The 27,000-nt window shown below is 62.5% G+C and carries 14 protein-coding genes; 9 read left to right on the top strand and 5 right to left on the bottom strand.

Features of this window, described 5'->3' with window-relative positions; translation table 11 throughout:
* Positions 1 to 8 precede the first annotated feature (8 nt).
* From QFZ30_RS01385 to QFZ30_RS01370, 4 genes are all read left to right on the top strand, one after another.
* Positions 9 to 566, top strand: a complete 558-nt coding sequence (locus QFZ30_RS01385) for a hypothetical protein (protein ID WP_307072764.1) — start codon at positions 9 to 11, stop codon at positions 564 to 566.
* The gene (locus QFZ30_RS01380) at positions 563 to 3,391 is read left to right on the top strand and encodes an ATP-binding cassette domain-containing protein (RefSeq protein ID WP_307072762.1); all 2,829 of its coding nucleotides are present in this window, start codon (positions 563 to 565) and stop codon (positions 3,389 to 3,391) included. The genes QFZ30_RS01385 and QFZ30_RS01380 overlap by 4 nt, the downstream gene beginning before the upstream one ends.
* A gap of 134 nt (positions 3,392 to 3,525) precedes the next feature.
* Positions 3,526 to 3,693 carry a hypothetical protein gene (locus QFZ30_RS01375; RefSeq protein WP_307072760.1) on the top strand — a complete coding sequence of 56 codons (168 nt, stop codon included), beginning with the start codon at positions 3,526 to 3,528 and terminating at the stop codon, positions 3,691 to 3,693.
* A 715-nt stretch (positions 3,694 to 4,408) separates the two neighbouring features.
* The gene (locus tag QFZ30_RS01370) at positions 4,409 to 6,169 is read left to right on the top strand and encodes an O-antigen ligase family protein (protein ID WP_307072758.1); all 1,761 of its coding nucleotides are present in this window, start codon (positions 4,409 to 4,411) and stop codon (positions 6,167 to 6,169) included.
* A gap of 84 nt (positions 6,170 to 6,253) precedes the next feature.
* Here QFZ30_RS01370 and QFZ30_RS01365 read toward each other — a convergent pair whose 3' ends face one another.
* Together QFZ30_RS01365 and metH are read right to left on the bottom strand one after the other, a co-directional pair.
* Positions 6,254 to 13,810 carry a carboxypeptidase regulatory-like domain-containing protein gene (locus tag QFZ30_RS01365; protein ID WP_307072756.1) on the bottom strand — a complete coding sequence of 2,519 codons (7,557 nt, stop codon included), beginning with the start codon at positions 13,808 to 13,810 and terminating at the stop codon, positions 6,254 to 6,256.
* Between the two features lie 804 nt (positions 13,811 to 14,614).
* Positions 14,615 to 18,265 carry a methionine synthase gene (metH, locus tag QFZ30_RS01360; RefSeq protein WP_307072755.1) on the bottom strand — a complete coding sequence of 1,217 codons (3,651 nt, stop codon included), beginning with the start codon at positions 18,263 to 18,265 and terminating at the stop codon, positions 14,615 to 14,617.
* Between the two features lie 292 nt (positions 18,266 to 18,557).
* Here metH and QFZ30_RS01355 point away from each other — a divergent pair, with 292 nt between their 5' ends.
* On the top strand, positions 18,558 to 18,935 hold the full coding sequence (locus tag QFZ30_RS01355) for a hypothetical protein (protein WP_307072753.1): 378 nt from the start codon (positions 18,558 to 18,560) through the stop codon (positions 18,933 to 18,935).
* Between the two features lie 237 nt (positions 18,936 to 19,172).
* Here QFZ30_RS01355 and QFZ30_RS01350 read toward each other — a convergent pair whose 3' ends face one another.
* The 3 genes from QFZ30_RS01350 to QFZ30_RS01340 are packed head-to-tail and all read right to left on the bottom strand — an operon-like array spanning position 19,173 to position 21,903.
* Positions 19,173 to 20,309, bottom strand: a complete 1,137-nt coding sequence (locus QFZ30_RS01350) for a mandelate racemase/muconate lactonizing enzyme family protein (RefSeq protein ID WP_307072751.1) — start codon at positions 20,307 to 20,309, stop codon at positions 19,173 to 19,175.
* Complete coding sequence (locus tag QFZ30_RS01345; RefSeq protein ID WP_307072749.1) at positions 20,306 to 21,256, bottom strand: dihydrodipicolinate synthase family protein; 951 nt, start codon at positions 21,254 to 21,256, stop codon at positions 20,306 to 20,308. The genes QFZ30_RS01350 and QFZ30_RS01345 overlap by 4 nt, the downstream gene beginning before the upstream one ends.
* Entirely contained in the window at positions 21,253 to 21,903 is a 651-nt protein-coding gene (locus QFZ30_RS01340) for a GntR family transcriptional regulator (protein ID WP_307079972.1), read from the bottom strand. The genes QFZ30_RS01345 and QFZ30_RS01340 overlap by 4 nt, the downstream gene beginning before the upstream one ends.
* A 142-nt stretch (positions 21,904 to 22,045) precedes the next feature.
* Here QFZ30_RS01340 and QFZ30_RS01335 point away from each other — a divergent pair, with 142 nt between their 5' ends.
* From QFZ30_RS01335 to QFZ30_RS01320, 4 genes are all read left to right on the top strand, one after another.
* Complete coding sequence (locus QFZ30_RS01335) at positions 22,046 to 23,389, top strand: ABC transporter substrate-binding protein (RefSeq protein WP_307072747.1); 1,344 nt, start codon at positions 22,046 to 22,048, stop codon at positions 23,387 to 23,389.
* Positions 23,390 to 23,397: 8 nt separating this feature from the next.
* On the top strand, positions 23,398 to 24,327 hold the full coding sequence (locus tag QFZ30_RS01330) for a carbohydrate ABC transporter permease (protein ID WP_307072745.1): 930 nt from the start codon (positions 23,398 to 23,400) through the stop codon (positions 24,325 to 24,327).
* Positions 24,324 to 25,229, top strand: coding sequence for a carbohydrate ABC transporter permease (locus QFZ30_RS01325; RefSeq protein ID WP_307072743.1), 906 nt, complete (start codon positions 24,324 to 24,326; stop codon positions 25,227 to 25,229). The genes QFZ30_RS01330 and QFZ30_RS01325 overlap by 4 nt, the downstream gene beginning before the upstream one ends.
* Before the next feature lie 76 nt (positions 25,230 to 25,305).
* Positions 25,306 to 26,907 carry an aldehyde dehydrogenase (NADP(+)) gene (locus QFZ30_RS01320; RefSeq protein ID WP_307072741.1) on the top strand — a complete coding sequence of 534 codons (1,602 nt, stop codon included), beginning with the start codon at positions 25,306 to 25,308 and terminating at the stop codon, positions 26,905 to 26,907.
* Positions 26,908 to 27,000: the final 93 nt, after the last annotated feature.

Raw genomic sequence — 27,000 nt, 5'->3', positions numbered from 1 at the left:
CTTGAAGCGTGACTTTGACTAAGATCCGCACCGCCGCCGCGAGCTCCCTCGCCGCCGCAGGCCTCCTGTTTACCCTCGCCGCCTGTTCCACGCCGGCAGCCACCCAGCCAACCACCTCTGGACCGGTTTCCCCGGCAACGGCTTCATCCAGCGCCGCCTCCGGGCCCTGCTCCGGTGTGAAGGTCATCGTCGATTCGGGCGCCCTGAAGCAGGCTGCCGCTGATACGTCCGTGTGCGTGCCCGTGGACGCGCCGACCCTCGCATCCAAGGTGCTCGATGAGGCAAAGGTGAAAACCGAGGGCACCACGCAGTACCCCAACGAACTGGTGTGCCGCGTGAACGGTGTGCCTTCCGCAGACTTCGACATCACCCACAAGGGCGGCAAGTACCGGGAAGAATGCAAGGGCATGCCGGCCGCCTTCGCCTACTGGTCACTCTGGGTTAAGCCGGACGCTGGTGCCTGGGGATACGCTCAGGAAGGCCTCGCCACCCTGCAAGTGAGCCCGGGAGAGAGCCTGGAGCTGCTCTTCACGGTCGACGGCGAACCGGCCGCCCCCGCAGCATGACCTTTCGACCCGCGCCGTTACGCGCAGCGGCGGCTCTCGCCGTCGTCTTCATCGCGGCGCGGGTCATCTACCGCATCCTTTTCAATGGGGCGGGCATCGATGGACCGGTCCTGCTCGACCTGCCGCCGCTTCGGCTGTCTGCCCCGTACGCCCATGTGGTCCTCCTCGGTCCGGTCACGGGGCCTGGGCTGTGGGCGGCTGTTCTGTCCGCCCTGCCGATTGCCGGGATGTTCCTTGGTTTTGGCCTGCTCAACGCCTGGGTGGACGTGGCCCGCGGCTTCGTGCACCTGGCCCGCCGCGGTCCCATGCAGGGCCTGGCCCGGACCCTTGTGGTGGCCTGGGCGGCGCTCCCGGCGCTCGCGGACGCCGTGACCTCCGTGCGGCTGGCGTTTCGATTGCGGGGCGAACGGTTCGGACCCCGCGCCCTGGTGCCCGTCCTCGAGCGCACCCTCGAGCACGCCAGCAGGGTTGCCGCGGCCCTGGAGCTGCGCGGCTTCGGGAGCCGGGAGGCACAGCAACCCGGCCCAGCTGCCGAAGCACCGGTCCTCGTCCGGGACGCCCAGTTCCGCATTGGTGACGCGCAGGTACGCGTCGCAGGTTTCACGCCGTCGAGCGGGACAGTAACGGTCATCACCGGGCCGACGGGCTCCGGCAAGTCCACCATCCTGCGAGGTATCGCCGGCCTCCTCTCACACGTTGACGGTGGGGACATTTCCGGCACCGTGCGCGTCGCCGGAGCGGACCGTGCCGCCACGCCGCCGCGCGATACCGCCCGCCTCATCGGCGTCGTACTTCAGAATCCCCGCGCCGCATTCGCCTCAACCCGGGTCCGGGACGAAATCTCCCTCGCACTTGAGCTGCGCGGCATGACGTCCGGTAATGCCAAGGCGCGGGTGCTGGAGGTCGCGGAGCATATCGGGGTGTCGGCGCTGCTGGACAGGAATGTCAGCACCCTCTCGGCGGGTGAGGCGACGCTCGTAGCCATCGCGGCCGCGGTGGTGGAGCATCCGGCCCTGCTCCTGGTTGATGAGCCACTGGCCGATCTTGACACTGCAGCACGCCGACACGTCATCGCCGTGCTCAACGCCCTCGCCCGCGGTGAGGGCGTCTGTGTCATCGTGGCGGAACACCGGGCGCTGCCGCTCGTCCCGATTGCCGACTCGTGGTGGACCATCGACGACGGCGCCCTGGTGCCGCGTGCTGCGCCCTCCGCGCCTCCTCCCCCTGTCGATGCCGGTCCCACGGCGGCAGAACCAGCGGAGCACGCGCCCATACTGACTGCGACAAATCTTGCGGTGCAGCGCAAGGGCAAGCTGCTGGTGCACGCAGCATCCCTAACCCTGCACCGCGGTGAGGTGGTGGCCCTGGTGGGGCCGAACGGGGCCGGGAAGTCGTCCCTCCTTGTGGCGCTCGCCCTCGGTGAAGGCACGGTGAGTGAAGGAACGGCCGACGGCGGCCGCGTCGCCCTCGTCCCGGACGCCTCGGACGATCTCTTCACCAGGGACACGGTTGCGGGAGAGCTCCGGGCAGCCGAGCGGCGCCTTGCGCGCCGAAAGAACGGCGGACAGCCCGGGCCCGGCGCCGCGGCGTCACGCCTGGCCCGTTTGCGCGGAGACGTTCGGATTCCCATTGGACACGAGCATCCCCGGGACCTTTCTGCCGGAGAGCGCAGGATCCTGGCCATCGCACTACAGACTATGGACGATCCCTCGGTACTCCTGATCGATGAGCCCACCCGCGGACTCGATCCTGTGGCGCGCACAGCGGTCTCGGCGGCGCTGCGGGCCGCGGCGGATTCCGGCACGGCGGTCCTGATCGCCACGCACGACCTCGACTTTGCCCACGGCCTCGGCGCCCGGATCCTCCCGATGCGTGACGGCGTCGCGCCCTCCACCGTGCCGGCCAACGCGCCGGAACCGCCCCCGCTGTTTCCACGGCAAGCGAGTGCCGCACCAAAACCACGGGTCATCGAACGAACAGACTCCCAGGGAACGGCAAGACAGCGCCGCATCCGGATGCCGCGGGGCGTCGAGCTCGCCGTTCTCGCAGCTGCAAACCTTCTGGCCCTGGCAGCGTTCTGCTGGCCGCTGCTCGCCGCCGCCTTCCCGGAGGATGCCGCCGCGGCGCTCCCCTACGCGGCGCTGGCCATTGCTCCGCTCGCCGTCATCGCCATTGTCGTGTCCCTCGACGGCTCAGTCCGTTCCGCACACACGGTGGCGTTGCTCGGTGTCCTGGCCGCCGTCGGTTCGGCGGTGCGGGTGGCGAGCACCGGCGTCGGGGGCGTGGAGGCGGTCTTTATCCTGCTGATCCTGGCCGGCCGGGCCTTCGGTCCCCGTTTCGGCATGCTCCTCGGCGCCGCCACCATCGCGCTCTCAAGCGCCTTGTGGGGTGGCATCGGGCCCTGGACACCGTTCCAGATCTTCGCCTGCGCGTGGGTGGGCGCCGGGGCGGGCCTGCTCCCCCGCCGGGTGCGGGGGAGAGCAGAATTGTGGATGCTGGGCGGCTACGGCATCCTGGCGTCCTACGTGTTCGGCCTGCTGACCAATCTGTGGTTCTGGCCCTTCGCGGTGGGCGCCGGCACCGGTATCTCCTACGTGCCCGGCGCGCCGCTGGCCACCAACCTCAGCAGCTTCCTGCTCTACTCGCTGGTGACGTCGACGGCGGGCTGGGACACCCTTCGTGCCATCACCACAGTCGTCGGAATCGCTGTGGTGGGGCGGGCCATTCTCGCCGCACTCCGGCGGGTGAAGCCGGTCTCCAGCATGGGCGGAAGCGTCAAGGCTCACTCCACCCAGCCCAGGGACCGGCTTCAGCTCGAAGTCTGACGACACCCGGGCCGCACACCGTCCCTGACCCATCGACGGAACCTGTAGGTTCTGTACGGTATCGCCTACGACTTCGGGATACTTTACGAAACGCTCGAAACGCTCTTTATCGGCGTTTGAAAATGCCCGGGGGAGTGACCGAATATGGGGCTGCTCCCGGGATCAGGATCGGGGCATTTGCCCGCGCCAGCCGGGGGTCAGGACTGGTCAGCCAGGACCCGGTTCACGGCGGGGATGTCCAGGAAGGCGGGGTCAAAGGGCGCATCGGAGCCGGTCATTTCGAGGACTCGTCCGCGGAATGAAAGCCTGGCTTAGGCAGCACGTTCCGAAGCAGCCCTCGCCCCGGGCGTCCCTTCGGATCTGCTCGAACAACTCCACTCTCGACTCCATCCAGACCAGACTTCCGGCGCACTCATCCGCTGATGATTCCAATGTTGAAGGCGGGGCCACATATAACCGTTACAAGATGCCCGGCGAGTCAACGAAGTGGGGCCGGGCATGACCCTCCTATCGGGCCATCCAAACCTGTCACAGCCATGTTCTGAACGCTCGGGGTTCGATTCCGTTCACCCGAGGCCAAGTCGAAGTCGTCCCGTCACAACTTTGAGGTAGGAGGAAACATATGGATACACCCATTTCCCTGATGGATTTTTCCGTTACTACTGGATTCCTTCGACGGTTAGGTAGCATCTCGGTAGTAGACCGAGATGCGGTCATGACCAGGATTTGGGGGCCGCACCACATGCACAATCGAGGGCCGATGAGCTTGCCGGTGACACCTCCAGCCTTGGTACCGCCTGTCGAAAGCAGCAACGCTGGTCTGCCCCAGTCATCATCCGCTGACCTTCCGGTGCCGTCTGGGGTTGGCTGGGCAGGATCGTGAGTTGGGTTCTGGACCGGTGCCGAGGTGTCGGGGGAATCCTGTTTCCCGGTCTTTGTGTCCTGCTGACTGCCATGTCCATTGTGGCGGTACAGCCTGGAGGGCTTTTTAGATTTGTGTGGATCAAGATCACGGTCGTGATTTTTGCCGTTCTCTTTGGTGTTCTTTCGCCAGCTGGCGCTGCCGTTCCGCGGATGCTGAAGGTCTTCATGGCCTCCTTGGTTGTATGGATCTTGCTTGCCATGGCACTGGCGGGCAGTTCCTGGCCGAGTCTGGTTGGACGGTGGCCGCGGTACGAAGGCCTGCTGACGATCGGGGTGTACCTGGCTGTCTTTGTGGTCGGTGCCAAGGTGCTGGGCGGGAACCGATCGGTTCCGCGATGGCGGGTCCTGCGCCTTTCGTTGGCTGCCGTGGCCCTGCCGCTGCTTATTGTTTCCATCATGGAATCCTTTGGCCTGCGGCCCTTGGGGGGAGGCTTGGATGTCCGCCCGGGTGCAACTCTGGGGAACGCAACGGATCAGGGGCTGATCGGAATTATGATCGCCGGTGTTCTGTCTGCCCAGATTTCGCATGAACGCGGATGGCAGTTGTGGCTCGGGCGTGCGGGATTGGTTGCCGCGGCGACGGTTGTGGTGCTGTCAGGATCCCGGGCGGCACTCGCAGGCCTGGCGATGGTTGCGATATGGGGCGCCGTGTTGTGGACGCGAGGCCGATCCCGGTCGCCGTTGATGACGGTGCTCGGCCCATGCTTTTCCGTCGCGGGTTTGGCCCTGATTGTACTGATCGTTCCGGCAACGAGGGAACGCTTGTTCGCAACCGGTACGGTGGACGGACGCTGGCTCCTGTGGGATCGGAGCCTTGCTTTGGTACGCGACCATCTGTGGTTCGGGGTAGGGCCGAGCAACTTTGTGGATGCCCTGCCTCCGTACCTAAATGATGCCTGGGCCAGCAGGGTTGGTGACAGTTTTCCAACGGACTCACCGCATAACTGGATTTTGCAGTCCCTGACCGCGGGAGGCATCCCGTTGCTTCTTCTCGTGCTGGGCTGCGCCGCTGCCGCCGCGTGGTGCTTCTATGGGCGGTTGCGGGAAGTGCCGGACCCGGACCTGCGGCGGCAGCTGCTGGTAGGGGGCGTAGCCGTCGTGGCCTATGCGTTAGCTCTCCTGACGCATTTCACGTCCATCGGCACCATAGCACTGGCGGCGTTGCTGTGCGGTGGCTTGGTGGGGCGTGACCGTGATGCATCCGCTGTCGGCTCAGCCGGGCCGGCGGGAATGCCCCCAAAACTGTCCAGGACCGGTCCCTTAGTTCAGCGCATTGGCGGGATCGTCTTTGTCTGCGGCTGTCTCGCCGTGGCGATTCCTGCCACCTTGGCGGAATGGTCGATGGGTGCCGGCGCTCAGGCTGCCCGGAAGGGCGAGGTTGAACAGGCAGAACAAGCCTTCCAACTGAGCCGCAGTCTTAGGCCGTGGGACAGCGACACAGCCCTGCTCGCAGCGCAGGCTTTTGCGGGTCCGGCCACAACAGGAGACCAGTCCGCAGCTCAGCACGCGGTTGAATGGGGCCGCCTAGCACTGGATGCCACGCCGCGTTCCCATGAAGCCGGGCTTGCCCTCGCCGTGGGACTCATTTACAACGGTGAAATGGGCGACGCGAAAGAACTGCTGGACAGGCTGTTGTCGGAAGCACCCTCCTCCCCCAACCTTTATATTCAACGTGGTGTCGCAAATTACGGGCTTGGCCACCCTGCCGAGAGCATCAACGATCTTCAAAAAGCGGCAGCTCTGGACCCGGCGCTGGAGGAGCCGTGGCGTATTCTTTCGGCGATTTACGAGCGCCTGGGTGACGCCGAAGCCGCCCAGGCCGCCAGAGAACGCGTAAACGCCCTCGGTTCATGAACCCCTCACGTTATCGGACCGTGGAAAGCTCAGGCCCATATATCGCGCTGGGCGGTTGAAACCCTACGACTACCGGTGCGCAGCTTACGGTGCTACGGCGGTGCTGGCGGCTGATGTTTTTGCCACCGTGGTGTATCCGGTTTTGCTGCCGGTGACGGTGACGGTGATGGTCTTGCCGAGGTCCGCCGTGACCGGGGTGTAGGTGGTGGCGGTGGCGCCGGTGATGGCGGTACCGTTAGCTTTCCACTGGTACCTCAGGGTGACAGCTCCCGGTCCCCAGGTGCCGGGGACCGCGGTGAGGGTGGAGCCGACCTTGACCGTTCCGGTGATGGTCGGTACCGGGGATGTCAGGGTTCCGGCGGCCACGGTGGCGGTCGCTGCCGATGTTTTCGCTGTAGTGGTGTAGCCGGACTTCGTTCCGGTGACCGTGACAGTGATGGTCTTGCCGTAGTTCGCAGCGACCGGTTTATAGGTGCTGGCCGTTGCCCCGATGATGGTGACGCCGTTGGCTTTCCACCCGTAAGTGAGCGTCACCGGCGCCGGTCCCCAGGTCCCCGGAACCGCAGTCAAGGTCAGACCAACCTTCGCAGTACCCGTGATCGTGGGCACCGGTGAGGTGAGGGTCGGATTCAGCGCCATCACCGTCCCGGCCGGTTCTGAGGTTTTCATATCCGTGGTGTATCCGGTTTTAGTTCCGGTGACGGTGACGGTGATGGTTTTGCCGACGTCCGCAGCGGCCGGGGTGTAGGTGGTGGCAGTGGCGCCGGTGATGGCGGTGCCGTTGGCGTTCCACTGGTAGGCCAGGTCCACCGGTGCCGGTTCCCAGGTGCCCGGGACTGCTGTGAGAGTGGAGCCCTCCTTGACCGTTCCCGTGATGGTGGGCGTTGGTGCCGTCAAGGTACCGGGTGCTACGGCGGTGCTGGCGGCTGATGTTTTTGCCACCGTGGTGTATCCGGTTTTGCTGCCGGTGACGGTGACGGTGATGGTCTTGCCGAGGTCCGCCGTGACCGGGGTGTAGGTGGTGGCGGTGGCGCCGGTGATGGCGGTACCGTTAGCTTTCCACTGGTACCTCAGGGTGACAGCTCCCGGTCCCCAGGTGCCGGGGACCGCGGTGAGGGTGGAGCCGACCTTGACCGTTCCGGTGATGGTCGGTACCGGGGATGTCAGGGTTCCGGCGGCCACGGTGGCGGTCGCTGCCGATGTTTTCGCTGTAGTGGTGTAGCCGGACTTCGTTCCGGTGACCGTGACAGTGATGGTCTTGCCGTAGTTCGCAGCGACCGGTTTATAGGTGCTGGCCGTTGCCCCGATGATGGTGACGCCGTTGGCTTTCCACCCGTAAGTGAGCGTCACCGGCGCCGGTCCCCAGGTCCCCGGAACCGCAGTCAAGGTCAGACCAACCTTCGCAGTACCCGTGATCGTGGGCACCGGTGAGGTGAGGGTCGGATCCAGCGCCATCACCGTCCCGGCCGGTTCTGAGGTTTTCATATCCGTGGTGTATCCGGTTTTAGTTCCGGTGACGGTGACGGTGATGGTTTTGCCGACGTCCGCAGCGGCCGGGGTGTAGGTGGTGGCAGTGGCGCCGGTGATGGCGGTGCCGTTGGCGTTCCACTGGTAGGCCAGGTCCACCGGTGCCGGTTCCCAGGTGCCCGGGACTGCTGTGAGAGTGGAGCCCTCCTTGACCGTTCCCGTGATGGTGGGCGTTGGTGCCGTCAAGGTACCGGGTGCTACGGCGGTGCTGGCGGCTGATGTTTTTGCCACCGTGGTGTATCCGGTTTTGCTGCCGGTGACGGTGACGGTGATGGTCTTGCCGAGGTCCGCCGTGACCGGGGTGTAGGTGGTGGCGGTGGCGCCGGTGATGGCGGTACCGTTAGCTTTCCACTGGTACCTCAGGGTGACAGCTCCCGGTCCCCAGGTGCCGGGGACCGCGGTGAGGGTGGAGCCGACCTTGACCGTTCCGGTGATGGTCGGTACCGGGGATGTCAGGGTTCCGGCGGCCACGGTGGCGGTCGCTGCCGATGTTTTCGCTGTAGTGGTGTAGCCGGACTTCGTTCCGGTGACCGTGACAGTGATGGTCTTGCCGTAGTTCGCAGCGACCGGTTTATAGGTGCTGGCCGTTGCCCCGATGATGGTGACGCCGTTGGCTTTCCACCCGTAAGTGAGCGTCACCGGCGCCGGTCCCCAGGTCCCCGGAACCGCAGTCAAGGTCAGACCAACCTTCGCAGTACCCGTGATCGTGGGCACCGGTGCCGGGTCCAACGTCAGGGACGCGAAGGAGAGATTGAGTGTTGATGTTGTCCCAGCAGCCGTCGCTATTGGTGTTGCTGTGGCTTCGCTGGTGGTGTTGCCGGAGTAAAGATCTCCGAGTTCGGGTTTCCCGGTGCTGGCCTTGACGATGTATTGACCGGTGGTTAGCCCGGGAATCGAGTACTTTCCTGTGGCATCTGTCCAGGAACTGCGTGTGACGAGCGAGCTGTTGATGGTGTAGGCGTAGACGGGGACATTGGCCAGGGGTTTTCCTGCGTTGTCCGTAACGGATCCGCTGAGGACGCCGCCGGGTGTAAGGGTCGCATCAATATTCGTGACGGAGGTCCCGGTCGGGACTGAGAGCGTGGAGGCCTGGCCGATGCCGGCCGATTCGGGTTTGTTCTGGTAGTACTGGGCTTCTTCTGTGGAGTAGCCGCTGGAGCGGTTGAAGGCCACTTTGTAGGAGCCGTTTGCCAGTCCTACGACGCTGTAATTGCCTGTCTTGTCGGAGTAGCCTTCCTTGACGGGCTTGCCGGTCAAGTCCAGGACCGTGACGGGTGCGTAGCCTTGCTGGGCTCCGCTGACCTTGCCGGCGATGGATCCACCGAGTTGAGCCGTGAAATCGACTGCTGTCTTGTCAGACCCTGCTGTCAGGGCCACGGGTGAGGCTGTCTCAAATGTGGCTCCGCCGTACCACTGGTCCGTGGCTCCGCTGCCGTTTCCTTGGAGTTTGACTTTATAGGTACCTGTCGGGAGCCCGATGATTTTGTAGCTGCCATCGGTATTGACCCTGGCCGACGCGACGGACGCAGTGGCGTCATCGGCTTTGTATGCGTAGATGTTCGCGTTGGAGACGCTGACACCAGTCGCGGTCGATACTTTACCGCTGATGGTAGCGCCCTTGAGGAGGGTGGTGCTGATGCCGGCCAGGTCCTGCCCGGTGGTGAGGGTAAGAGGGGTAGCGGTGTCGAAGGAGGCCGCGTTGCTGTGCCACTGGTCAAGGGCGCCGCTGCCATTCCCGAGGAACTTGATTTTGTAGCTGCCGGCGGTCAGTTCGCTAAATTTGTAGCTGCCGTCGGGGCCGACCCAGACTGACTGCAGGGAGGAACTTGAGGAGTCGGCCTTGTAGAGCGCGACCCTTGTGCTGTTGGCGGCTATACCGACAGGGGTGGTTACTTTGCCACTGATCGTGGCGCCTTTGACCAGCAGTACGTCGATCCCGGTAAGGTCCTGCCCGGCGGCGACGGTAAGGGCTGTGGCGGTGCTGAAGGAGGTTCCGGTTTTGTACCAGAGCTCCTGTGCTCCGGAGTTGTATCCGCTGAAGCTAAGCTTGTAGTTGCCTGCTGGAAGCCCAATGAACTTGTAGCTGCCATCGGATCCGAGGGAAGCGTATTGCACGTAATTCCCGCCCTCCGCGGCGTTGTAAACGTACACGGAGGACCTGATCAGGCTGACACCGGCCGGTGCGGTGACTTTGCCGCTGATTGTCGCGCCCTTGACCAGTGTGGCGTTTAGGCCGGTGAGGTCCTGCCCGTTGGTTAACGTGACGATAGTGGCGGTGTCAAAGGACGCGGCGTTGCTATGCCACAGATCTAGTGCCCCGGCCTTTGCTCCTGCAAACTTGAGCTTGTAACTGCCGGCTGGGAGCCCGATGACCTTGTAGGTTCCGTCCGAGCCGACGGACGCCGTTCCTACGGGTGAATAGGCGTAATCAGTCTTATAGATCTCGACCCTCACACTGGCGACGGTGACCCCGGCCGGTACTGTAACTTTCCCGCTGACCGTCGCACTCTTGACCAGGACGGCATCCACACCGATAAGGTCCTGCCCGGTCGTGACGGTCACTGCAGTAGCTGTGGCGAAGGACGCGGCGTTGGTGTACCACTTCTCGAGGGCACCGGACTTGTCTCCAATGAATTTCAGCTTGTAGCTGCCCGCGGGCAGGCCAATAATTTGGTAGCTGCCGGTGGAAGTGAGGGAGGAACTGGCAACCTGGGCGGACTCGTCGTCGGCCTTGTAGGCGTAGGCCTTGATGGTCGCGAGGCTGACCCCTGCTGGTGCGGCGATTTTTCCGCTGATGGTTGCGCCCTTGACCAAGGTTGTAGTAATGCCGGTGAGGTCTTGGCCGGTGGTCAAGATAAGGGTGCTGGCAGTCTCAAAGGAGGGGGCATTGTTGTGCCACTGATCCAGGGCCCCGGTATCGGTGCCTGTGAATTTCAGTTTGTAGCTTCCGGCGGGAAGGCCGGTGAACCTCCACGTTCCATCTGAACCGAGGTAAGCAGACTTGACGGGGTAGGTGGCCGAGTCCGTCTTGTACAGTTCTGCCCGTGTATTGGTCAGATTTACCGCGGCCGGTGCGGTGACTTTCCCGCTGATCGTGGCGCCCTTGATGAGTGCGGCGTTGACTCCGGTGACGTCCTGCCCGGTCGTGACGGTCACGGCCGTAGCGTCGGCGAAGGACGCGGCGTTGTTGTACCACTGTTCCAGGGCCCCGGTGTTGTTGCCGGTGAATTGTAGCTTGTAGCTGCCGGCCGGGAGCCGGTTGATCATGTAGGTTCCATCGGAGCCGACGGTTGCATACCCGACGGTCGAGTCTGGGTTATCTGTTCCGTAAGCGTAAACCCTTGCTTTGCCCAGATCGACACCGGTGGGAGCGGTGATTTTCCCGCTGATCGTCGCGCTTTTGACCAGTGAGGCGTTGATACCGGTGACGTCCTGCCCCGCGGTGAGAGTGACAGCTGTGGCCGTGTCGAAGGACGTCGCGTTGCTGTACCACTGCTCCAAGGTTTTGGAGTCATACCCTGAAAACATCACCTTGTAACTACCGGCCGGAAGGCCCGTAATTTTATAGGAGCCGTCGGCACCCGGGTATGTGGAGGCGACGTAGCTGTACCGGTCATCGGTTTTGTAGATGTAGACGAAGGTGCTTCCAAGGCCGACGCCCGCCGGTGGAGTGATTTTGCCGCTGATCGTGGCGCCCTTGGCGAGAGCCGCGTTGATACCGGCGACGTCCTGCCCGGTTGTCAGGGTCAAGGCGGTGGCGGTTTCGAAGGACGCGGCGGTGCTGTGCCACTGGTCCAGCGCCCCGGAGCTGTTCCCGGTGAATTTCAGTTTGTAGCTGCCCGCCGGAAGGCCGAGGATCTTGTAGCTGCCGTCTGATCCAACGTTAGCGCTGGCGACAGAGGAGTAAGAGTTGTCGGTCTTGTAGACCATCACGCCGGTTTTCTCAAGGGTGACGCCGGCCGGCGCGGTGATCTTTCCGCTGATCGTCGCGCCCTTGACGAGAGTTGCGTCGATGCCGCTGACGTCCTGCCCGGTGGTGAGCGTGATGATCGTGGCAGTGTCGAACGAGGTGCTTCTCAGATGCCACTGGTCAAGGGTCCCGGTGCCGTAACCGGTGAATTTCAGTTTGTAGCTACCCGCCGGCAGCCCGGTGAACCTGTACGTACCGTCCTGGCTGGCATAAGTGGTAGCCACGGAAGAGTAAGCATCGTTTGTCTTGTAGAGCGTCGCCCTGATGTCGGTCAGGTCGACTCCGGCCGGCGCGGTCATTTTGCCGCTGATGGTGGCGCCCTTGACGAGGGTCGCGTCAATGCCGGCCAGATCCTGCCCGGTGGTCAGGGCAAGAGGGGTAGCGGTATCGAAGGAGGCCGCGTTGCTATGCCACTGATCCAAGGCGCCGGTATTGTAACCGCTGATCTTGAGTTTGTAGCTACCGGCCCGGAGCCCGATAATTTTGTAGCTGCCATCGGAACTGACCGAAACAGACTTTTCCTGGTAGCTGGAGTAGCTGGCGTTGTAGGCGTAGACGTACGTGTTGTTCAACGTGACCCCTGCCGGTGCAGTGATTTTGCCGCTAATCGTGGCGCCTTTGACGAGCGTGGCGTTGATGCCGACAAGGTCCTGCCCGGTGGTCAGGGTAAGAGGGGTAGCGGTATCGAAGGAGGCCGCGTTGCTGTGCCACTGATCCAAGGCGCCGGTGTTGTAGCCGCTAAAGTTCAGTTTGTAGTTCCCGGCCGGCAGTCCGATGATCTTGTAGCTGCCATCGGAAGCAACCCAGGCCTGCTCGACAGACGTGCCGGCATCATTGGCGCTGAAGGCGTACACGTAGGCGCCGTTAAGGTTGACCCCTGCAGGTGCGGTGATTTTGCCGCTGATGGTGGCGCCTTTGACAAGGGTGGCGTTGACGTCGGCCAAGTCCTGCCCGGTGGTGAGAGTGAGGGCGGTGGCGGTGTCAAAGGAGGCCGCGTTGTTGTGCCACTGGTCCAGTGCCCCGGAATTGTTGGCTGCGAATTTTAGTTTGTAGCTTCCCGCAGGCAGGCCAATGAGTTTGTAACTGCCATCGGTGCCCGGATAGGTATATGTCACGGGGGAGTACTGGTCGCCGGCCTTGTAAATGTAGGCGCTGGTGTTGCCGAGAATGACACCGGCCGGCGCTGTAATTTTGCCGCTGACGGTGGCGCCCTTAACGAGGGTGGCGTCAATGCCGGCCAGGTCCTGCCCGGTGGTCAGGGTAAGAGTGGTGGCGGTATCGAAAGAGACGGCGTTGCTGTGCCACTGGGCCAGCGCCCCTGTGCCGTTCCCGGCGAACTTTACCTTGTAACTGGCTGCCTGGAGGCCGGTGAATTTGTAGCTGCCGTCCGAGCCGACATAAGCAGAGCTTACGTAGGAGTTGGCTGAGTCTGCCTTGTAAAGCTCTACTCTGACGCCATTGACAGCGATACCCAGTGGGGCAGTAACTTTGCCGCTGATGGTCGCACCTTTGACGAGGGTGGCGTCGACGCCGGAGAGGTCCTGCCCGGCGGCTAGGCTCACAGCCGTCGCCGTCTGGAACGAAGTGGCGTTGCTGTGCCACTGGTCCAGTGCGCCGGTGTTGTATCCGGTGAACTTCAGTTTGTAACTGCCACCCGGGAGGCTGAGGATTTTGTAAGTGCCGTCGGAACTGATGGATGCGGACTGCACGTAGGAGCTGGCGTCGCTGCCGTACGCTTCCACCCTTGCACCAGTGAGGCTAACCCCGGCCGGTGCGGTGACTTTTCCGCTGATGGTTGCGCCCTTGACGAGGGTGGCGTTGATACCGGTGAGGTTCTGCCCGGCAGTCAGGGTGACAGTAGTGGCAGAGTCGAATGTCGCTGCGTTGTTGTACCAGGAGTCCAGTGCGCCTGTACCGCTTGCCGAGAATCTCAGCTTGTAGCTATCGGCTGAGAGTCCGCCGATGCTGTAGCTGCCATCGGAGCCCACGGGAACAGACTGCACATAGAAGTCAGGCGAATTGGTTTCGTAAACCTCAACCCTCATGCCGCCCGTCGTGATGTCCGCAGGAACGCTGATCTTACCGCTAACGCTGGCAACGGTCGTTTCCGCAGCCGCGGCCTGGAGCCCTCCTAAGAAAAACATTCCAGCTGCAGCAGTAAGCAAAACGGAAATCCAGGCCCACGGATTCTTGGCAAAACGCAGCACATGTCCCCCATATGTACAAATAACCCCGGCCAGAGGCGAAATTACACTCTGGTACAAGAGCTACAAATTGAGCTAAGTGTAGCGATGTAAAGACTTGACTTGCTTTAAAAGTTAAACAATGACAAGAGCGTGAAAACGATGGGAGAGATTTACGCTGAAGATTGCCCACATTCCTCAGATCGAAAACCGAGTTCACCGGCTGTTCCTTGTTGAACACGGCCCCTTGGGTAACCGTACTCATCACGTCCCGAGAACCTGGCCGACGGGCGGGGGAGATCGCCTTGCTGAGCCACACCCCAGACTGACGTCCAGGCAGTCACTCAAACACCGTCAGGATACGGTCCAAAACGTGTTTCCTACAGCTTTCTGATGGACAGCTTAGATTCCCACCTGACACTTGGCAGCATTACGTCCGCCCAGGCGTTTGGCTTCCACGAGCCCTTCGGGTCATTGTTCAGACACCTGTCTGCATCTCCATCCGAAGAGCCTTACTCATCAAAGTCTAGGGCTCGCAGCCTGCCCGGTGCGTAGGTAGAGCCATCTGTGCCGCTTCCGGCACGTACCAGGCTCCCCCGACAATGCCTGTTCCGGCAGGCAGAAGCCTTAGCGGCTAAGTCCGCTCCTGGTTTTCTGGTGTTCAGCGCGGCGCCCCTGCTTGTCTTCTGCGCCTTGGGAGGCGTGTTACTTACGCGTTGGCAGTGTATGTGCAGCTCAAGACATTAAAGCGGGACCGGCTTCAACTCACACCTTGAAGTACTTCGCCTCCGGGTGGTGGAACACGAACGCGTCGGTGGACTGTTCGGGGTGCAGCATCAGCTCATCGCTCAGGACCACGCCCATCCGCTCCGGTTTCAGCAGTTCCGTCACCTTGCGGCGGTCCTCCATGTCCGGGCACGCGGGGTATCCCAGCGAGAAGCGGGCACCGCGGTAATCGAGCTTGAAGTACCCTGCCGTGTCCTTGGGCTCCTCGGCCGCGAAACCCAGTTCCTTGCGGATCCGCGCGTGCCAGAACTCCGCCAGCGCCTCGGTGAGCTGCATGACCAGGCCATTGAGCTCGTAGTAGTCGCGGTAGTGGTCCCCGGCGAACAGCTTTGACGTGAACTCGTCGATCTTCGAGCCGGCGGTGACCAGCTGGACCGGCAGCACGTCGATCTGGCCCGATTCCCGTGACCGCACGAAGTCGGCGAGGCACAGGTGCCGGTCCCGGCGCTGGCGCGGGAAGTCGAAACGCAGGCGCTCGGTGCCGATCGGCCCGCCTGATCCGCCGTCGGGGGCGAGCAGACCCGCAGTGCCGAGGACGCCGTCGTGATCCTCTCCGTGGTGCAGCACCACCACCTGTTCCCCCTCGGAGACCACCGGGAAGTAGCCGTATGCCACGGAAGCATCAAGCATTCCCTCGGCGAGGATGCGGTCCAGCCAGTACCGCAGACGCGGCCGGCCCTCGAGTTCCACCAGTTCCTCGTAGGAGGCGCCGTCATCGCCGCGGCCGGGCTTAAGCCCCCACTGCCCCATGAACGTGGCGCGCTCGTCGAGCAAAGCCGCGTAGTCGTGCAGTGCCACGCCGCGGACAATGCGGGTGCCCCAGAACGGCGGCGCGGGCACGGCGTTGTCGGCGGCCACGTCGGAACGGCCGGGCATCGCCTCCGGTTCGGTCACCATAAACTTCGCGCCTCCCTTGTGGATCCGCTTCTTCAGCGGCGGAAGGCCGACGTCGTCCGGTGACTCGCCGCGGGCCACGCGTACCAGCGGTTCCATGAGGGAAAGGCCCTCAAAGGCGTCCTTGGCGTACCTGACTACGCCGTCGAACTGCTCCGCCAGATCCTGCTCCACGTAGGCGCGGGTCAGGGCTGCACCGCCGAGGATGATGGGCCACTTCTTCGCCAGGCCACGGGACTGCAGCTCCGCGAGGTTCTCCTTCATGACCACCGTGGATTTCACCAGCAGGCCGGACATGCCGATCACGTCGGCGTTGTGCTCCTCGGCGGCGGCCATGATCTCGGCAATACCCTGCTTAATGCCGATGTTGATGACCTTGTAGCCGTTGTTGGTGAGGATGATGTCCACCAGGTTCTTGCCGATGTCATGCACATCGCCGCGCACGGTGGCGATCACCATGGTGCCCTTGCCTGACGAATCCGACTTCTCCATGTGCGGCTCAAGCAGGGCCACCGCGTTCTTCATTACCTCAGCGGACTGCAGCACGAACGGCAGCTGCATCTCGCCGGCGCCGAATCGCTCGCCCACCACCTTCATGCCCTCGAGCAGGTAGTCGTTGATGATGCCCAGCGGGGTCATTCCCTCGGAGCGGGCCAGGTCGAGGTCCGCTTCAAGGCCCTTGCCTTCGCCGTCGATGATGCGCCGCTCGAGGCGTGCACCGGTGGGCAGCGCCGCGAGTTCAGCGGCGCGCTGGTCCTTGAGGGCTGCGGTGTCGACGCCGGCGAACAGGTCCAGCATGATGGCCAGGGGGTCGTAGGTGACGTTGCCGTCGGCGTCGTATTCGCGGCGGTCATAGACGAGGTCCAGGGCCACCTTGCGCTGTTCTTCCGGCAGGGACGCGAGCGGCACAATCTTAGCCGCGTCGATGATGCCGCTGGTGAGGCCCGCCTGTACTGCCTCGTGCAGGAACACGGAGTTCAGCACCATGCGCGCTGCCGGGTTCAGGCCGAAGGACACGTTGGAGACGCCGAGCGTGGTGTTGATGCCGGGGTACTTCGCGGTGATCTGGCGGATGGCCTCGATGGTTTCGATGCCGTCCCGGCGGGTCTCTTCCTGGCCGGTGGCGACCGGGAAGGTCAGGGCGTCGACGATGATGTCTTCTACGCGCATCCCCCATTCGCCCACCAGGGCGTCAACGAGGCGGGAGGCGATGGCCACCTTGCCTTCGGTGGTGCGTGCCTGGCCCTCTTCGTTAATGGTCAGGGCAATCACGGCGGTACCGTGTTCCTTCACGAGCGGCATGATGCGGGCGAAGCGGCTGGTAGGGCCGTCGCCGTCCTCGTAGTTGACGGAGTTGACCACCGGGCGGCCGCCGATGTGTTCGAGCCCGGCCTGAAGTACGGCTGGTTCGGTGGAGTCCATAACCAGTGGGAGCGTAGAGGCCGACGCGAAACGTGAGACGATCTCCTTCATGTCGGCTACGCCGTCGCGCCCCACATAGTCGATGCAAACGTCCAGCAAATGCGCGCCAACACGGACCTGCTCGCGGGCAATATCGACGCAATCGTCCCAACGCTCTTCGAGCATCGCCTGGCGGAACGCCTTCGAACCGTTGGCGTTGGTGCGCTCACCGATGGCGAGGTAGGACAACTCCTGGTCAAAATTCACATGATGGTAGAGGGAAGCGATGCCTGCTTCCCTCTCGGTGGGAACGCGGCTACCGTCGGCACCCCTCCCACCGCTGGCGACGGAAGCGCCGTTGCGGAAGGGCGCAAGGCGTTCGACGACGGCGGCCATGTGTTCCGGCGTCGTACCGCAACAGCCGCCCACCAGGCCCAGGCCGAATTCCCGCACGAACTGCTCGTGCGCGGTGGCGAGTTCGGTGGGCGACAGCGGGTAGTGCGCGCCGTTGGGACCAAGAACCGGCAGGCCTGCGTTGGGCATGCAGGCGATGGCCACGGAGGACTGCTTGGAGAGGTGGCGGAGGTGCTCGCTCATCTCGTCCGGCCCGGTGGCGCAGTTCAGGCCGATGGCGTCGACGCCGAGCGGCTCGAGCGCGGTGAGGGCCGCGCCGATCTCGGAGCCCATCAGCATGGTTCCGGTGGTTTCGACTGTCACCTCAACGAAGATCGGGAGCCGGATGCCGCGGGTCACGATGGCCTGCTTGCAGCCGTTGACCGCGGCTTTGGTCTGCAGGAGGTCCTGGCTGGTTTCGATGAGGAAGGCGTCCGCTCCGCCGTCGATGAGGCCCTCGGCCTGCAGGGCAAAGGTTTGTTTGAGGTAGTCGTAGCTGGTGTGGCCGAGGCTGGGGAGCTTGGTGCCCGGCCCCATCGAGCCCAGGACCCAGCGCATCCGGCCGTCTGTTTTTTCTGCCGCTTCGGCGCGCTCCCGGGCGATCGCTGCGCCCTTCCGGGCGAGCTCTTCGATCCGGTCGTCGATGCCGTAGTCGGAGAGGTTGGACCAGTTCGCGCCGAATGTATTGGTTTCCACGGCGTCGATGCCCGTGGCGAAGTAGGCGTCATGGATATCCGCGAGAACATCCGGCCGCGTGTCATTGAGGATCTCGTTGCAGCCTTCCAGGCCCTGGAAGTCGACCTCGAGCGACAGGTCCCGGCCCTGCAGCATGGTGCCCATCGCGCCGTCGGCAATGACGACACGGTGGTTCACTGCGTCCAGAAGCTCCTGCGAGCGGACGGGACGGGGGACGGAGTCTATATCAAGCGCAAAACGGGGCATCAAACAAGGTTACGCGGCGAGGCCTACTACATTGCTTAGTGTTTCTATGTACTACGAGGGGGGTGGCGTGCTGCAGCCACCGCTGCGCTATGTCTCCCCTAGCCCTGCGGGAAGGCGGAAAAGATTGTAATCGCCGTCGCTGCCGCCTGAACTGCCGCGACCTCGAGACCTAATCTATTTCGCTAACGCGGCTCTCACTACCGCAATAAACAGAAAGCACGAATCAATCCAGGAGGCAGACATCGTTCTGGCGGAGAGCCAATACTCGAAGTTCGCCATAGAAGCTCTACTGGTGGAAAGCGAAGCCGAAGGATTTGATCTGGAAGAGATACTTTACGAGTTCGCGGGAATGGACTCAACACTGGGCGAAGTGGAACTTAGTGAAGCACTTTCAGTCGCGGACAACCCCAACGAAGTGAAGTCGTGGTTGATAAAGACCTCCTTCCTAGGAATCGAGATTGCCGACGACGATTTCGTCCATGTTGAAGGTGAGACCGCTGCCAGAAGAAAGCTGAAGGTAGCCGAAAGGCTCGCGAAGCGACTGGACCGGCGAGTCCAGTTCCGGATCCATCCTGCTTTCAGGCACTACCTAGACGTCCGAGACGATGATCTCCATGCACCGGAAATACGCGATGCGACCCTTGACTGGGACGCTGCTATTGCGACTTAAGATGGCTGGCAGATTCGTACTGCTGCCGGGATGCGTGAGCGGGTAGTGACGGAAGCCCACTCCTTAGCTGCAGTCAGGGCTGCCAGGGCCTGCGGACGAAACGCGCACCTAGCGGGCTGTCAGCTGCCAACAAGAACGTGATTTCAACATGTCGCCAAAACGGATCGACGGCGTCAGGGGTGTTGGGGAGTCCCGCCACGAACCGCCGTGAGCCTCTCCAGCGGGGTGCTTTTCCTCTCAGCAGTAAGCCAAGGACCCATCCGGCCGCGTCGGAAGCTGACGCTCCCAATGAACGTAGTCGTCAGTGCTGAGCGCAGCTTCGTCGATTTCGATTCCCCAGCCGGGACGGTCGGGGCGGAGCTCGAGGTGGCCGTCGACGGGGAGGTAAGGGTCAGGGCACCAGCTGGTCGTTTCGAGTTTGTATTCCAGGATGGAGAAGTTGCTGCAGGCTGCGGCGAAGTGCAGGTTGTGGGCGACAGCGAGCGGGCCCATGGGATTGTGGGGCGCCACGGTGGTGAAGTGCGCTTCGGCAATGGTGGCGATTCTCCTCATCTGGGATATTCCTCCGACGACGCAGATGTCCGGCTGGATGATGTCTGCTCCGGCGCCCGAGAGGAGGCTCAGGAACTCGTTGGCTGAGTAGAGGCTCTCTCCGGTAGCCAGGGGGACATGGAGCTCTGCGCGGAGCCTGTGCCATGCGGGGAAGTATTCGGGCCGTATGGGTTCTTCGAAGAAGAGTGGCTGGTATGGCGCCAGGGCGTTGCCGAGTTGGATTGCTTGGTACGGCTCGAAAATCTTGGCGTGGGCATCAAAAGCGAAGTCCCAGGCGTCTGGACATGCTTCCCGTACGGCGGCGAAGTAGTCAGCCGTTTCCTTGACCACGAGCCCCCAGCGGCGATCGTGCAGGTCTCCGCGGAACGGGCTTAGCTTGAAAGCGGTGAATCCGTATTCTTCGTTGAGTTCCTGGGTGATTTCCCGGCATTCGATCGGGTCCGGGGCTGAGTAAACGCCCGCGTATACGGAGACGCGGTCTCGCACTGATCCCCCGAGGAGGCTGTAGACAGGTACGTCGAGTGCTTTGGCCGCGATGTCCCACAGTGCATGGTCTACTGCCGAGATTGCTGCGAGGCCGATGGCTCCTTGCGGGAACCGGGCTTTGCGAATGAGTTTTTGGGTCACGTACTCCACGCGCCTGGGATCATCCCCCTTGACCTGTTCAAACAGGTAGTCCAGGACCGGAACAAGGGCCCAGTCCGGGCCATGGTTATAGGCCTCACCCCAGCCGGATATTCCTTCATCGGTGTCAATCCGAAGGAGCAGCCGCGGCCGGGTGCCGACTCGTTGCATGAAGGTCTTGAAGCCCGTGATTTTCATGTGACCACTGTCTTTTCCGAGGGCCGGGGAGTTGCGAGGAGGTTGTGGCTGGTTGCCCAGTCTGCAAGGATCTCCGCGATTTCGGTCCTGTCCGAATCGTCAACTTCGCGGCTGGGCGGTCTGATGGATCTGTCACAAAGGTCCAGCTGCGCGAGGGCTTCCTTGACCACGCTGACGTTGTTGGCCGACCGGTGTTCGGCGCGCATTTCCTCAAACCTGGAAATCCGCGCCAGCAGCGACCCGGCCAATGAATAGTTTCCATTGCGTAGGGCGTCACGGAGGGCAAGCGAAAGTTCCGGATTGACGTTGACGAGTCCCGAAGTGAATCCCGTGGCCCCGTGGGCAGCGTAGGAAAGGGCGTAGGGTTCGGCCAGGCCGGCAATCCAGACGAAGCGGTCGGCGCCGGCCAGGTCCCGGATCCGTGCGAACTGAGTTGGATCGGGCACTGCGTATTTAATTCCAATGATATTCGGGCACCGATCAGACAGCTCGACCAGCATGGGCGCAGTTACCCATTCGTTGCGGATGTACAGGACGAAGGCCGTTTCCGGGACAGCGGAGGCGATCTCGGCGTGGTACTCCACCCAGCCTGCGGCTGAAATATGTGGATGGGTGGGCTGGTGGATCATGGCCATGGGAATGCCTGCATCCCTGCCAAGGCGCACGTCCGTGATGGCCGTCTGGATGTCATGACCCACGCCAAGGAGAAGCGTCGCCTCATCCCCGGCGGCCTCGGAAGATGCCTCGATCAGCAGCCTGCGTTCAGCTGCTGTTAGCGCATAGAACTCGCTGGTATTCCCATTCGGGGTGATGGTGGTGACACCGTTGTCGATCAGCCGGCGCAAAAGGATCTTGAATGTGGAAAGGTCCACAGCGCCGTTCTTGTATGGCGTCACTGGAATTGCCACGACGTCCGCTAAAGCAGACCTCAGGTGGGAGAAGGTCATGATTGCCCCTTAGCGATCTGTCCGACCGCGCGGGCGGCGAAACTGCGAATGTGATGGAGTACCAGTTCCGCCGTTTTGCCTGCGTCACCGCTTCGTGCCGCGGCAAGGATTTCAGCGTGCTCGGCCGCTTCTTCCTCCCAGGAGTGCTGCTTAATCCAGGCGTTCGCCGAAATGAGGGCCGTTTGCTCCCGCAGCCCGTCAAGCATCTGCGTAAGAACTGTGTTGCCGCTGTTTGAGTACAGCAACTGGTGGAAATCACGGTTTGCCAAGCTACGTTCCGCTTCATCCCTGGCTTCCGCTGCCCGGTCAAGGGCCTCCTGCGCCCGCACCACGTCGAAGCCACGCTCGACGGTTCGCGCAACCGCAACGGGCTCCAGCAAGGAGCGCACATCGAAGATGCTGGTTGCCATTTCCTCATCAACAACGCGCACCGTAGCGCCCTTGTAATCGCTCATCGATACCAGGCCCGCCCCAGCCAGAGTCTTAAGCGCTTCCCTGACCGGAGTTTTGGAAATGCCAAAATGACGAGCCAGTTCGGTCTCCACCAAAGCCTGCCCGGCGGCTAGCTCACCAGTCAGAATCGAGCGCCGGAGGGCCTCAACAACGAGGTTGGTCCTGGACGCCGTCGGCAGCAACGCCCCGCCCATGGATTGCGTACTCACAATAATTTCCTTTCGACAAAAACATCATATCATGAACATCATATGTAGTATATGATGTACGAGAAGGGCCGGACCGGGATCATTCCCGCTAATCCATTGACCCGCTTTATCCATTGAGAGGAACGCAATGATGCGTAAGAACAAGGGACCGTCGCTCAAAAGGAACCGCCGTGGCGGGACCCTGGTCGGAGTCGCTGCCATAATAACGGCGGCACTGGGGTTGGGTGCCTGCGGGACGGGCACGGACAGCTCCGGCGCGGAAGGGGGCGATGTTGTCCTGGAACTTTGGGACACAGACACCCGCCCCGAGCGCACGGAAAACCTCAAGAAACTGATCAGCATGTTCGAAGAAAAGAACCCGTCCATCAAGGTCAACTACCTGGGACTCCCGACGGACTCTTACATGCAGAAGATCAGCACGGCGATCGCCACAAAGGCGACACCGGACATCATTACACCCAAGGCATCGGACATTTCCGCGCTTGTAGCCCAGAAAGCGCTGGCACCGCTGGACGAGAAGTTTGACGGCGGCTGGGACGAGAAGATTTCGCCCGCAATGACCAAGTCGTCGAAGGCGGCATCCCCGGACGGCAAGCTCTACCTGACGCCGGCCACCAGCTTGGCGGACGTCATCTATTACCGGTCGGACTTCTTCAAGAACGCAGGCCTGTCCGCTCCTGCTTCCTGGGACGACTTCTACGCCGCAGCGGACAAGCTCACAGACAAGTCAACCGGAAAGTTTGGCTACACCCTGCGCGGTGGAAATGGTTTCTTCTCGCAGTTTGTCCAGATGGTCTATCCGCAGGCCGGGGTCGACACTTTCTTCCGGGAAGACGGCGCATCAACACTGAACGATCCTGCAGTCGTGGCCGCAGCTGAGGACTATGTGGACCTCTACGGCAAGGACACCGCGGAGAGTGACCTGACGGCTGACTTCAAAACGATGGTGGCCCAGTTCGGGGCGGGCGGAGCTGCCATGCTCAGTCACAGCATCGGTTCGTACCCCACCCACGTCGCCGCCCTCGGAGCCGAGAAGGTAGCAGCGGTGGCACCGTTCCCGTCAAAGTCGGGCAAGTCTGTGCTGTCAGGGCGTATGACCACGGGCTTTGCCATGTTCGAGGCCAGCAAGCACAAGGAAGCTGCCTGGAAGTTCCTTGAATACACCATGAGCGTGGAGGGCAACAGCTTCTGGGCACAGAAATCCGGTTATCTCCCCGGCAACCTCGAGGTCGCGAAGGAACCCTGGGTCACCGAAAACCCCGCCATGCTGACCTCCATTAAGGCAGTCGAAAACAAAGACGCGGTCGTGCTGGAACAACCGTTTTACCTGCCGGAGTTCAACTCCATCACCACCACTGAGATGCTTCCTGAATGGCAGCGTGTTCTGCAGAAACAGCTTTCAGTCAAGGAATTCCTGACCCAATCTGCCGAAAAGCTCACCAAGGCGCAACAAAAATACATGAAGAAGTAGCGACGCCCATGTCTGTCATAGCCCCCCATCGTGCGGCGAAACCGCTGCAGCGAAAAAACAACGCAAGGCTCCGCCGCCTCTACCCCTACTTTCTGATCGGGCCGGCAGCGGTACTAACGCTGGTGTTCCTGGTCTACCCCGTAGGCAGTGTCTTCTACTACAGCCTCCAGCACTCAAACGTCACGCAGCCGTGGAATGACGGCTTCGCCGGCCAAGACAACTTCGTGGCCATGGGTGCTGACCCCCTTTTCTGGCGCAGCCTCACCTTCACTCTCCAGTGGGTGGTGGTGGAGGTTGGACTGCAGTTCATCTTTGGGTTGGCACTGGCACTGCTGATCAACAAAACGTTCATTGGCCGGGCCCTCGCCCGCTCGCTCGTCTTCTCTCCCTGGGCCGTTTCCGGCATCCTCACCACCACAATCTGGATCCTGATCTACAACCCATCAACGGGGATCGGCCGCTACCTCGCGGACATCGGCATCGGAGAGTATGGCGTGTCGCTCCTTTCCGGCAGCGGAACAACGTTCTGGGCCGTGGTCCTCGCCGAGATGTGGAAAGGCATACCCTTTTTCGCGATCCTTATCCTGGCCGACCTCCAATCGGTGTCCCTTGAACTCTACGAATCCGCAGATGTCGACGGAGCAGGAACATTACGGAAGTTCCTGTCAATTACCTGGCCCCACATACGGCAGGCAGTGGTCATCGCAACCCTGCTTCGGGCGGTATGGGAGTTCAACAACGTTGACTTGCTGTACACGCTTACGGGCGGCGGACCTGCCGGCGCCACCACCACGTTGCCCCTGTACGTCGCGCAAACAGCCATCCATGACCGTGACTTCGGCTACGGCTCGGCACTGACAGTGGTGGCCTTCATGATCCTGACCTTCTTCTCGCTGGTCTACCTGCGCATCACCAAGTCCAAAGAGGATGACAAATGACCTCCTTGCTTCCCCAAACAACGCCAACCCGCTCACAGACAGCGGACCGCGGCGAGCCAATAGAACGGCCACTCAGCCCCCTGAAGAAGCGTGCCCGTCGCATCGATAGGGTCCTGACCTACGTGCCGCTGGCTCTGTTCCTCATCTTCACGCTCATACCGTTCTACTGGATGCTGCTGTTCGCATTCCGCCCCTCAGGGTCAACATCTCTGGTCCTGTGGCCGATCACATTCGAGCATTTCGAGACTGTATGGAACGGGTCCGGATTCGGCATCTACTTCAAAAACAGTCTCTTCGTCGCCGTCATGAGCCTCCTCACGTCCACAGTCATCGCACTGCTGGGCGGCTACGCTCTGGCACGATTCAAGTTCCGCGGCAAGGCACTGTTCCTGGTAGCCATGCTCTGCACCCAGTTCGTGCCCGGAGCCATGATGCTCATCCCGCTCTTCGAGATCTTCAACTCGGTCGGCCTCACCGACAGCCTGTGGAGCCTCATTATTTCGGACACGGTCTTTCACCTGCCGCTGTCTCTGATACTGATGTCAGGCTTCATCAGGAACGTTCCAATGGAACTGGAAGAAGCTGCCTGGGTGGACGGCTGCACCCGCATCCAGGCATTCCGGCTTGTGGTGCTGCCGCTCCTGAAACCCGGAATCGTTGCCGTTGGTTCGTTCGCTTTCATTAGCGCTTGGAACAATTTCCTCTTCGCCATCATGTTCATCAGCAGCCAGGATCAATTCACCGTTCCCGTCGGTCTCAGCTACCTGCTTGGCGAATTCGGAGCCGATTTCGGCGCCCTGGCCGCAGGCGGTGTCATCGCCATCATCCCCGTGGTGCTGCTCTTCGCCTACGTCCAAAAATTCCTGGTCCAAGGGCTGAGCGCAGGAGCCGTCAAAGGATGACCGGCAGCGGCAACTGTCATCATCGGTTCTCCGGCACCCGCCCTCCCCATATCCGCCAATATCCCTAGGAACCACTGTGCCGCTTACAGGACATTCACTTATTGCCGGGCAGCCCGTCGCTGGCCAAGGCAGGACCACCTTCGGCCTCAACCCGGCCACCAACCAGTCGCTGGAACCCACCTACACTCTGCTCACCGAAGAACAGCTCAAGACTGCCACTGCTGCCGCGGCCGAGGCCTGCCCGTCCTTCAGCACCCTGGACCCGGAAACCCACGCGGGGTTCCTGGAAGCCATCGCTGACAACATCGAAGCCATCGGGGAGGAACTCATCATCCGCGCCGGCCAGGAAACCGGGCTGCCCACAGCCCTGCTGCAGGGCGAGCATGCCCGCACCACCGGCCAGCTGCGCCTCTTCGCCGACGTGGTCCGGCAGGGGGACTTCCGCGGGGTCCGCATCGATTCCGCCATCCCTGACCGCACTCCTCTGCCCCGGGCTGACATCCGCCAGCGCCAGATTCCGCTCGGCCCGGTGGCCGTATTCGGCGCCAGCAACTTTCCGTTGGCCTTCTCGACGGCGGGCGGAGACACCACCTCGGCCCTCGCCGCAGGGTGCCCGGTGGTCTTCAAAGCACACAATGCCCACCCCGGCACCAGCGAACTGGTGGGCCAGGCTGTCACCAAAGCCGTCAAGGACGCAGGCCTGCACCCCGGCGTGTTCGCCCTGATCTACGGCCCCGGCAGCAGCATCGGCCAGGCGCTCGTGGCCGACCCCAACATCAAGGCCGTCGGCTTCACCGGCTCCCGCGCTGGCGGCGTCGCCCTGATGCGGACCGCGGCAAGCCGGCCCGAGCCCATTCCTGTCTACGCGGAAATGTCCTCGCTGAATCCCGTCTTCGTCTTCGAAGGCGCCCTCAAGGGGGACGTCGAACACATAGATGCCCTCGCCCAGCAGTACGTCGATTCCGTGACGGGCCGATCCGGCCAGCTCTGCACCTCGCCCGGCCTGCTGTTCGCCCCTGAAGGCGAGCTAGGGGACAAACTCGCTGCCGCCGTCGGCCGCGCCGTTACCGCCTCCTCCGGACAGACGATGCTCACCGAAGGCATCGCAAGATCCTGGAACGAAGGCACCACAAACCTCGGCAGCGCGGACGGAGTCCAGCTCATCGGCCAAGGCACTCCCGGTCGCACCGAAAACGCCCCGGCACCCACCATCTTCGGCGCTGGCGTCACAGAGTTCACCAACAACCAAGTCCTGCACGAGGAAATCTTCGGCGCCGCGTCCCTGGTCATCCGCTACAGCTCCGTGGAAGACCTTCTCGCAGCTGCCCGCCGCATCGAATGCCAGCTCACCGCCTCCCTGCAACTGACTGAAGCCGACTACCCCACGGCAGCCCAACTGCTGCCCATCCTCGAGCAGAAGGTAGGACGGATCATCGTCAACGACTGGCCCACCGGCGTCGAGGTAGGCCACGCCATGGTCCACGGCGGACCCTTCCCCGCCACCTCCGACTCTCGCACCACCTCCGTGGGAACCCTTGCCGTCAACCGCTTCCTCCGCCCGGTGGCATATCAGAACCTCCCCCAGGAACTCCTCCCCGAAGCCCTGCAGGACACCAACCCATGGCACCTGAACCGACGGATCGACGGGAGAAGTACATCCGCCCTGACGTCAGGTTGATCGCCGAAAGAGCGTCAGAATAGGTCCAAACCGTCATTTCTGGGCGCATTTCGGGAAGGTCGCAGATTTCAACCATACTTTCGTCTGACTCGA

Source organism: Arthrobacter pascens (assembly GCF_030815585.1).
Classification (GTDB): domain Bacteria; phylum Actinomycetota; class Actinomycetes; order Actinomycetales; family Micrococcaceae; genus Arthrobacter; species Arthrobacter pascens_A.
The sequence above is the reverse complement of the archived record's forward strand: the minus strand, read 5'-3'. Positions and strand labels throughout refer to the sequence as shown.

Excerpts from the sequence above, each read along its gene's own strand:
- QFZ30_RS01350 (WP_307072751.1), bottom strand. The coding sequence starts at position 20,309 with ATGAAAATCACGGGCTTCAAGACCTTCATGCAACGAGTCGGCACCCGG.
- QFZ30_RS01380 (WP_307072762.1), top strand. The coding sequence starts at position 563 with ATGACCTTTCGACCCGCGCCGTTACGCGCAGCGGCGGCTCTCGCCGTC.
- QFZ30_RS01335 (WP_307072747.1), top strand. The coding sequence starts at position 22,046 with ATGATGCGTAAGAACAAGGGACCGTCGCTCAAAAGGAACCGCCGTGGC.
- QFZ30_RS01325 (WP_307072743.1), top strand. The coding sequence starts at position 24,324 with ATGACCTCCTTGCTTCCCCAAACAACGCCAACCCGCTCACAGACAGCG.
- QFZ30_RS01345 (WP_307072749.1), bottom strand. The coding sequence starts at position 21,256 with ATGACCTTCTCCCACCTGAGGTCTGCTTTAGCGGACGTCGTGGCAATT.
- QFZ30_RS01340 (WP_307079972.1), bottom strand. The coding sequence starts at position 21,903 with ATGGGCGGGGCGTTGCTGCCGACGGCGTCCAGGACCAACCTCGTTGTT.
- metH (WP_307072755.1), bottom strand. The coding sequence starts at position 18,265 with ATGCCCCGTTTTGCGCTTGATATAGACTCCGTCCCCCGTCCCGTCCGC.
- QFZ30_RS01365 (WP_307072756.1), bottom strand. The coding sequence starts at position 13,810 with ATGTTTTTCTTAGGAGGGCTCCAGGCCGCGGCTGCGGAAACGACCGTT.
- QFZ30_RS01330 (WP_307072745.1), top strand. The coding sequence starts at position 23,398 with ATGTCTGTCATAGCCCCCCATCGTGCGGCGAAACCGCTGCAGCGAAAA.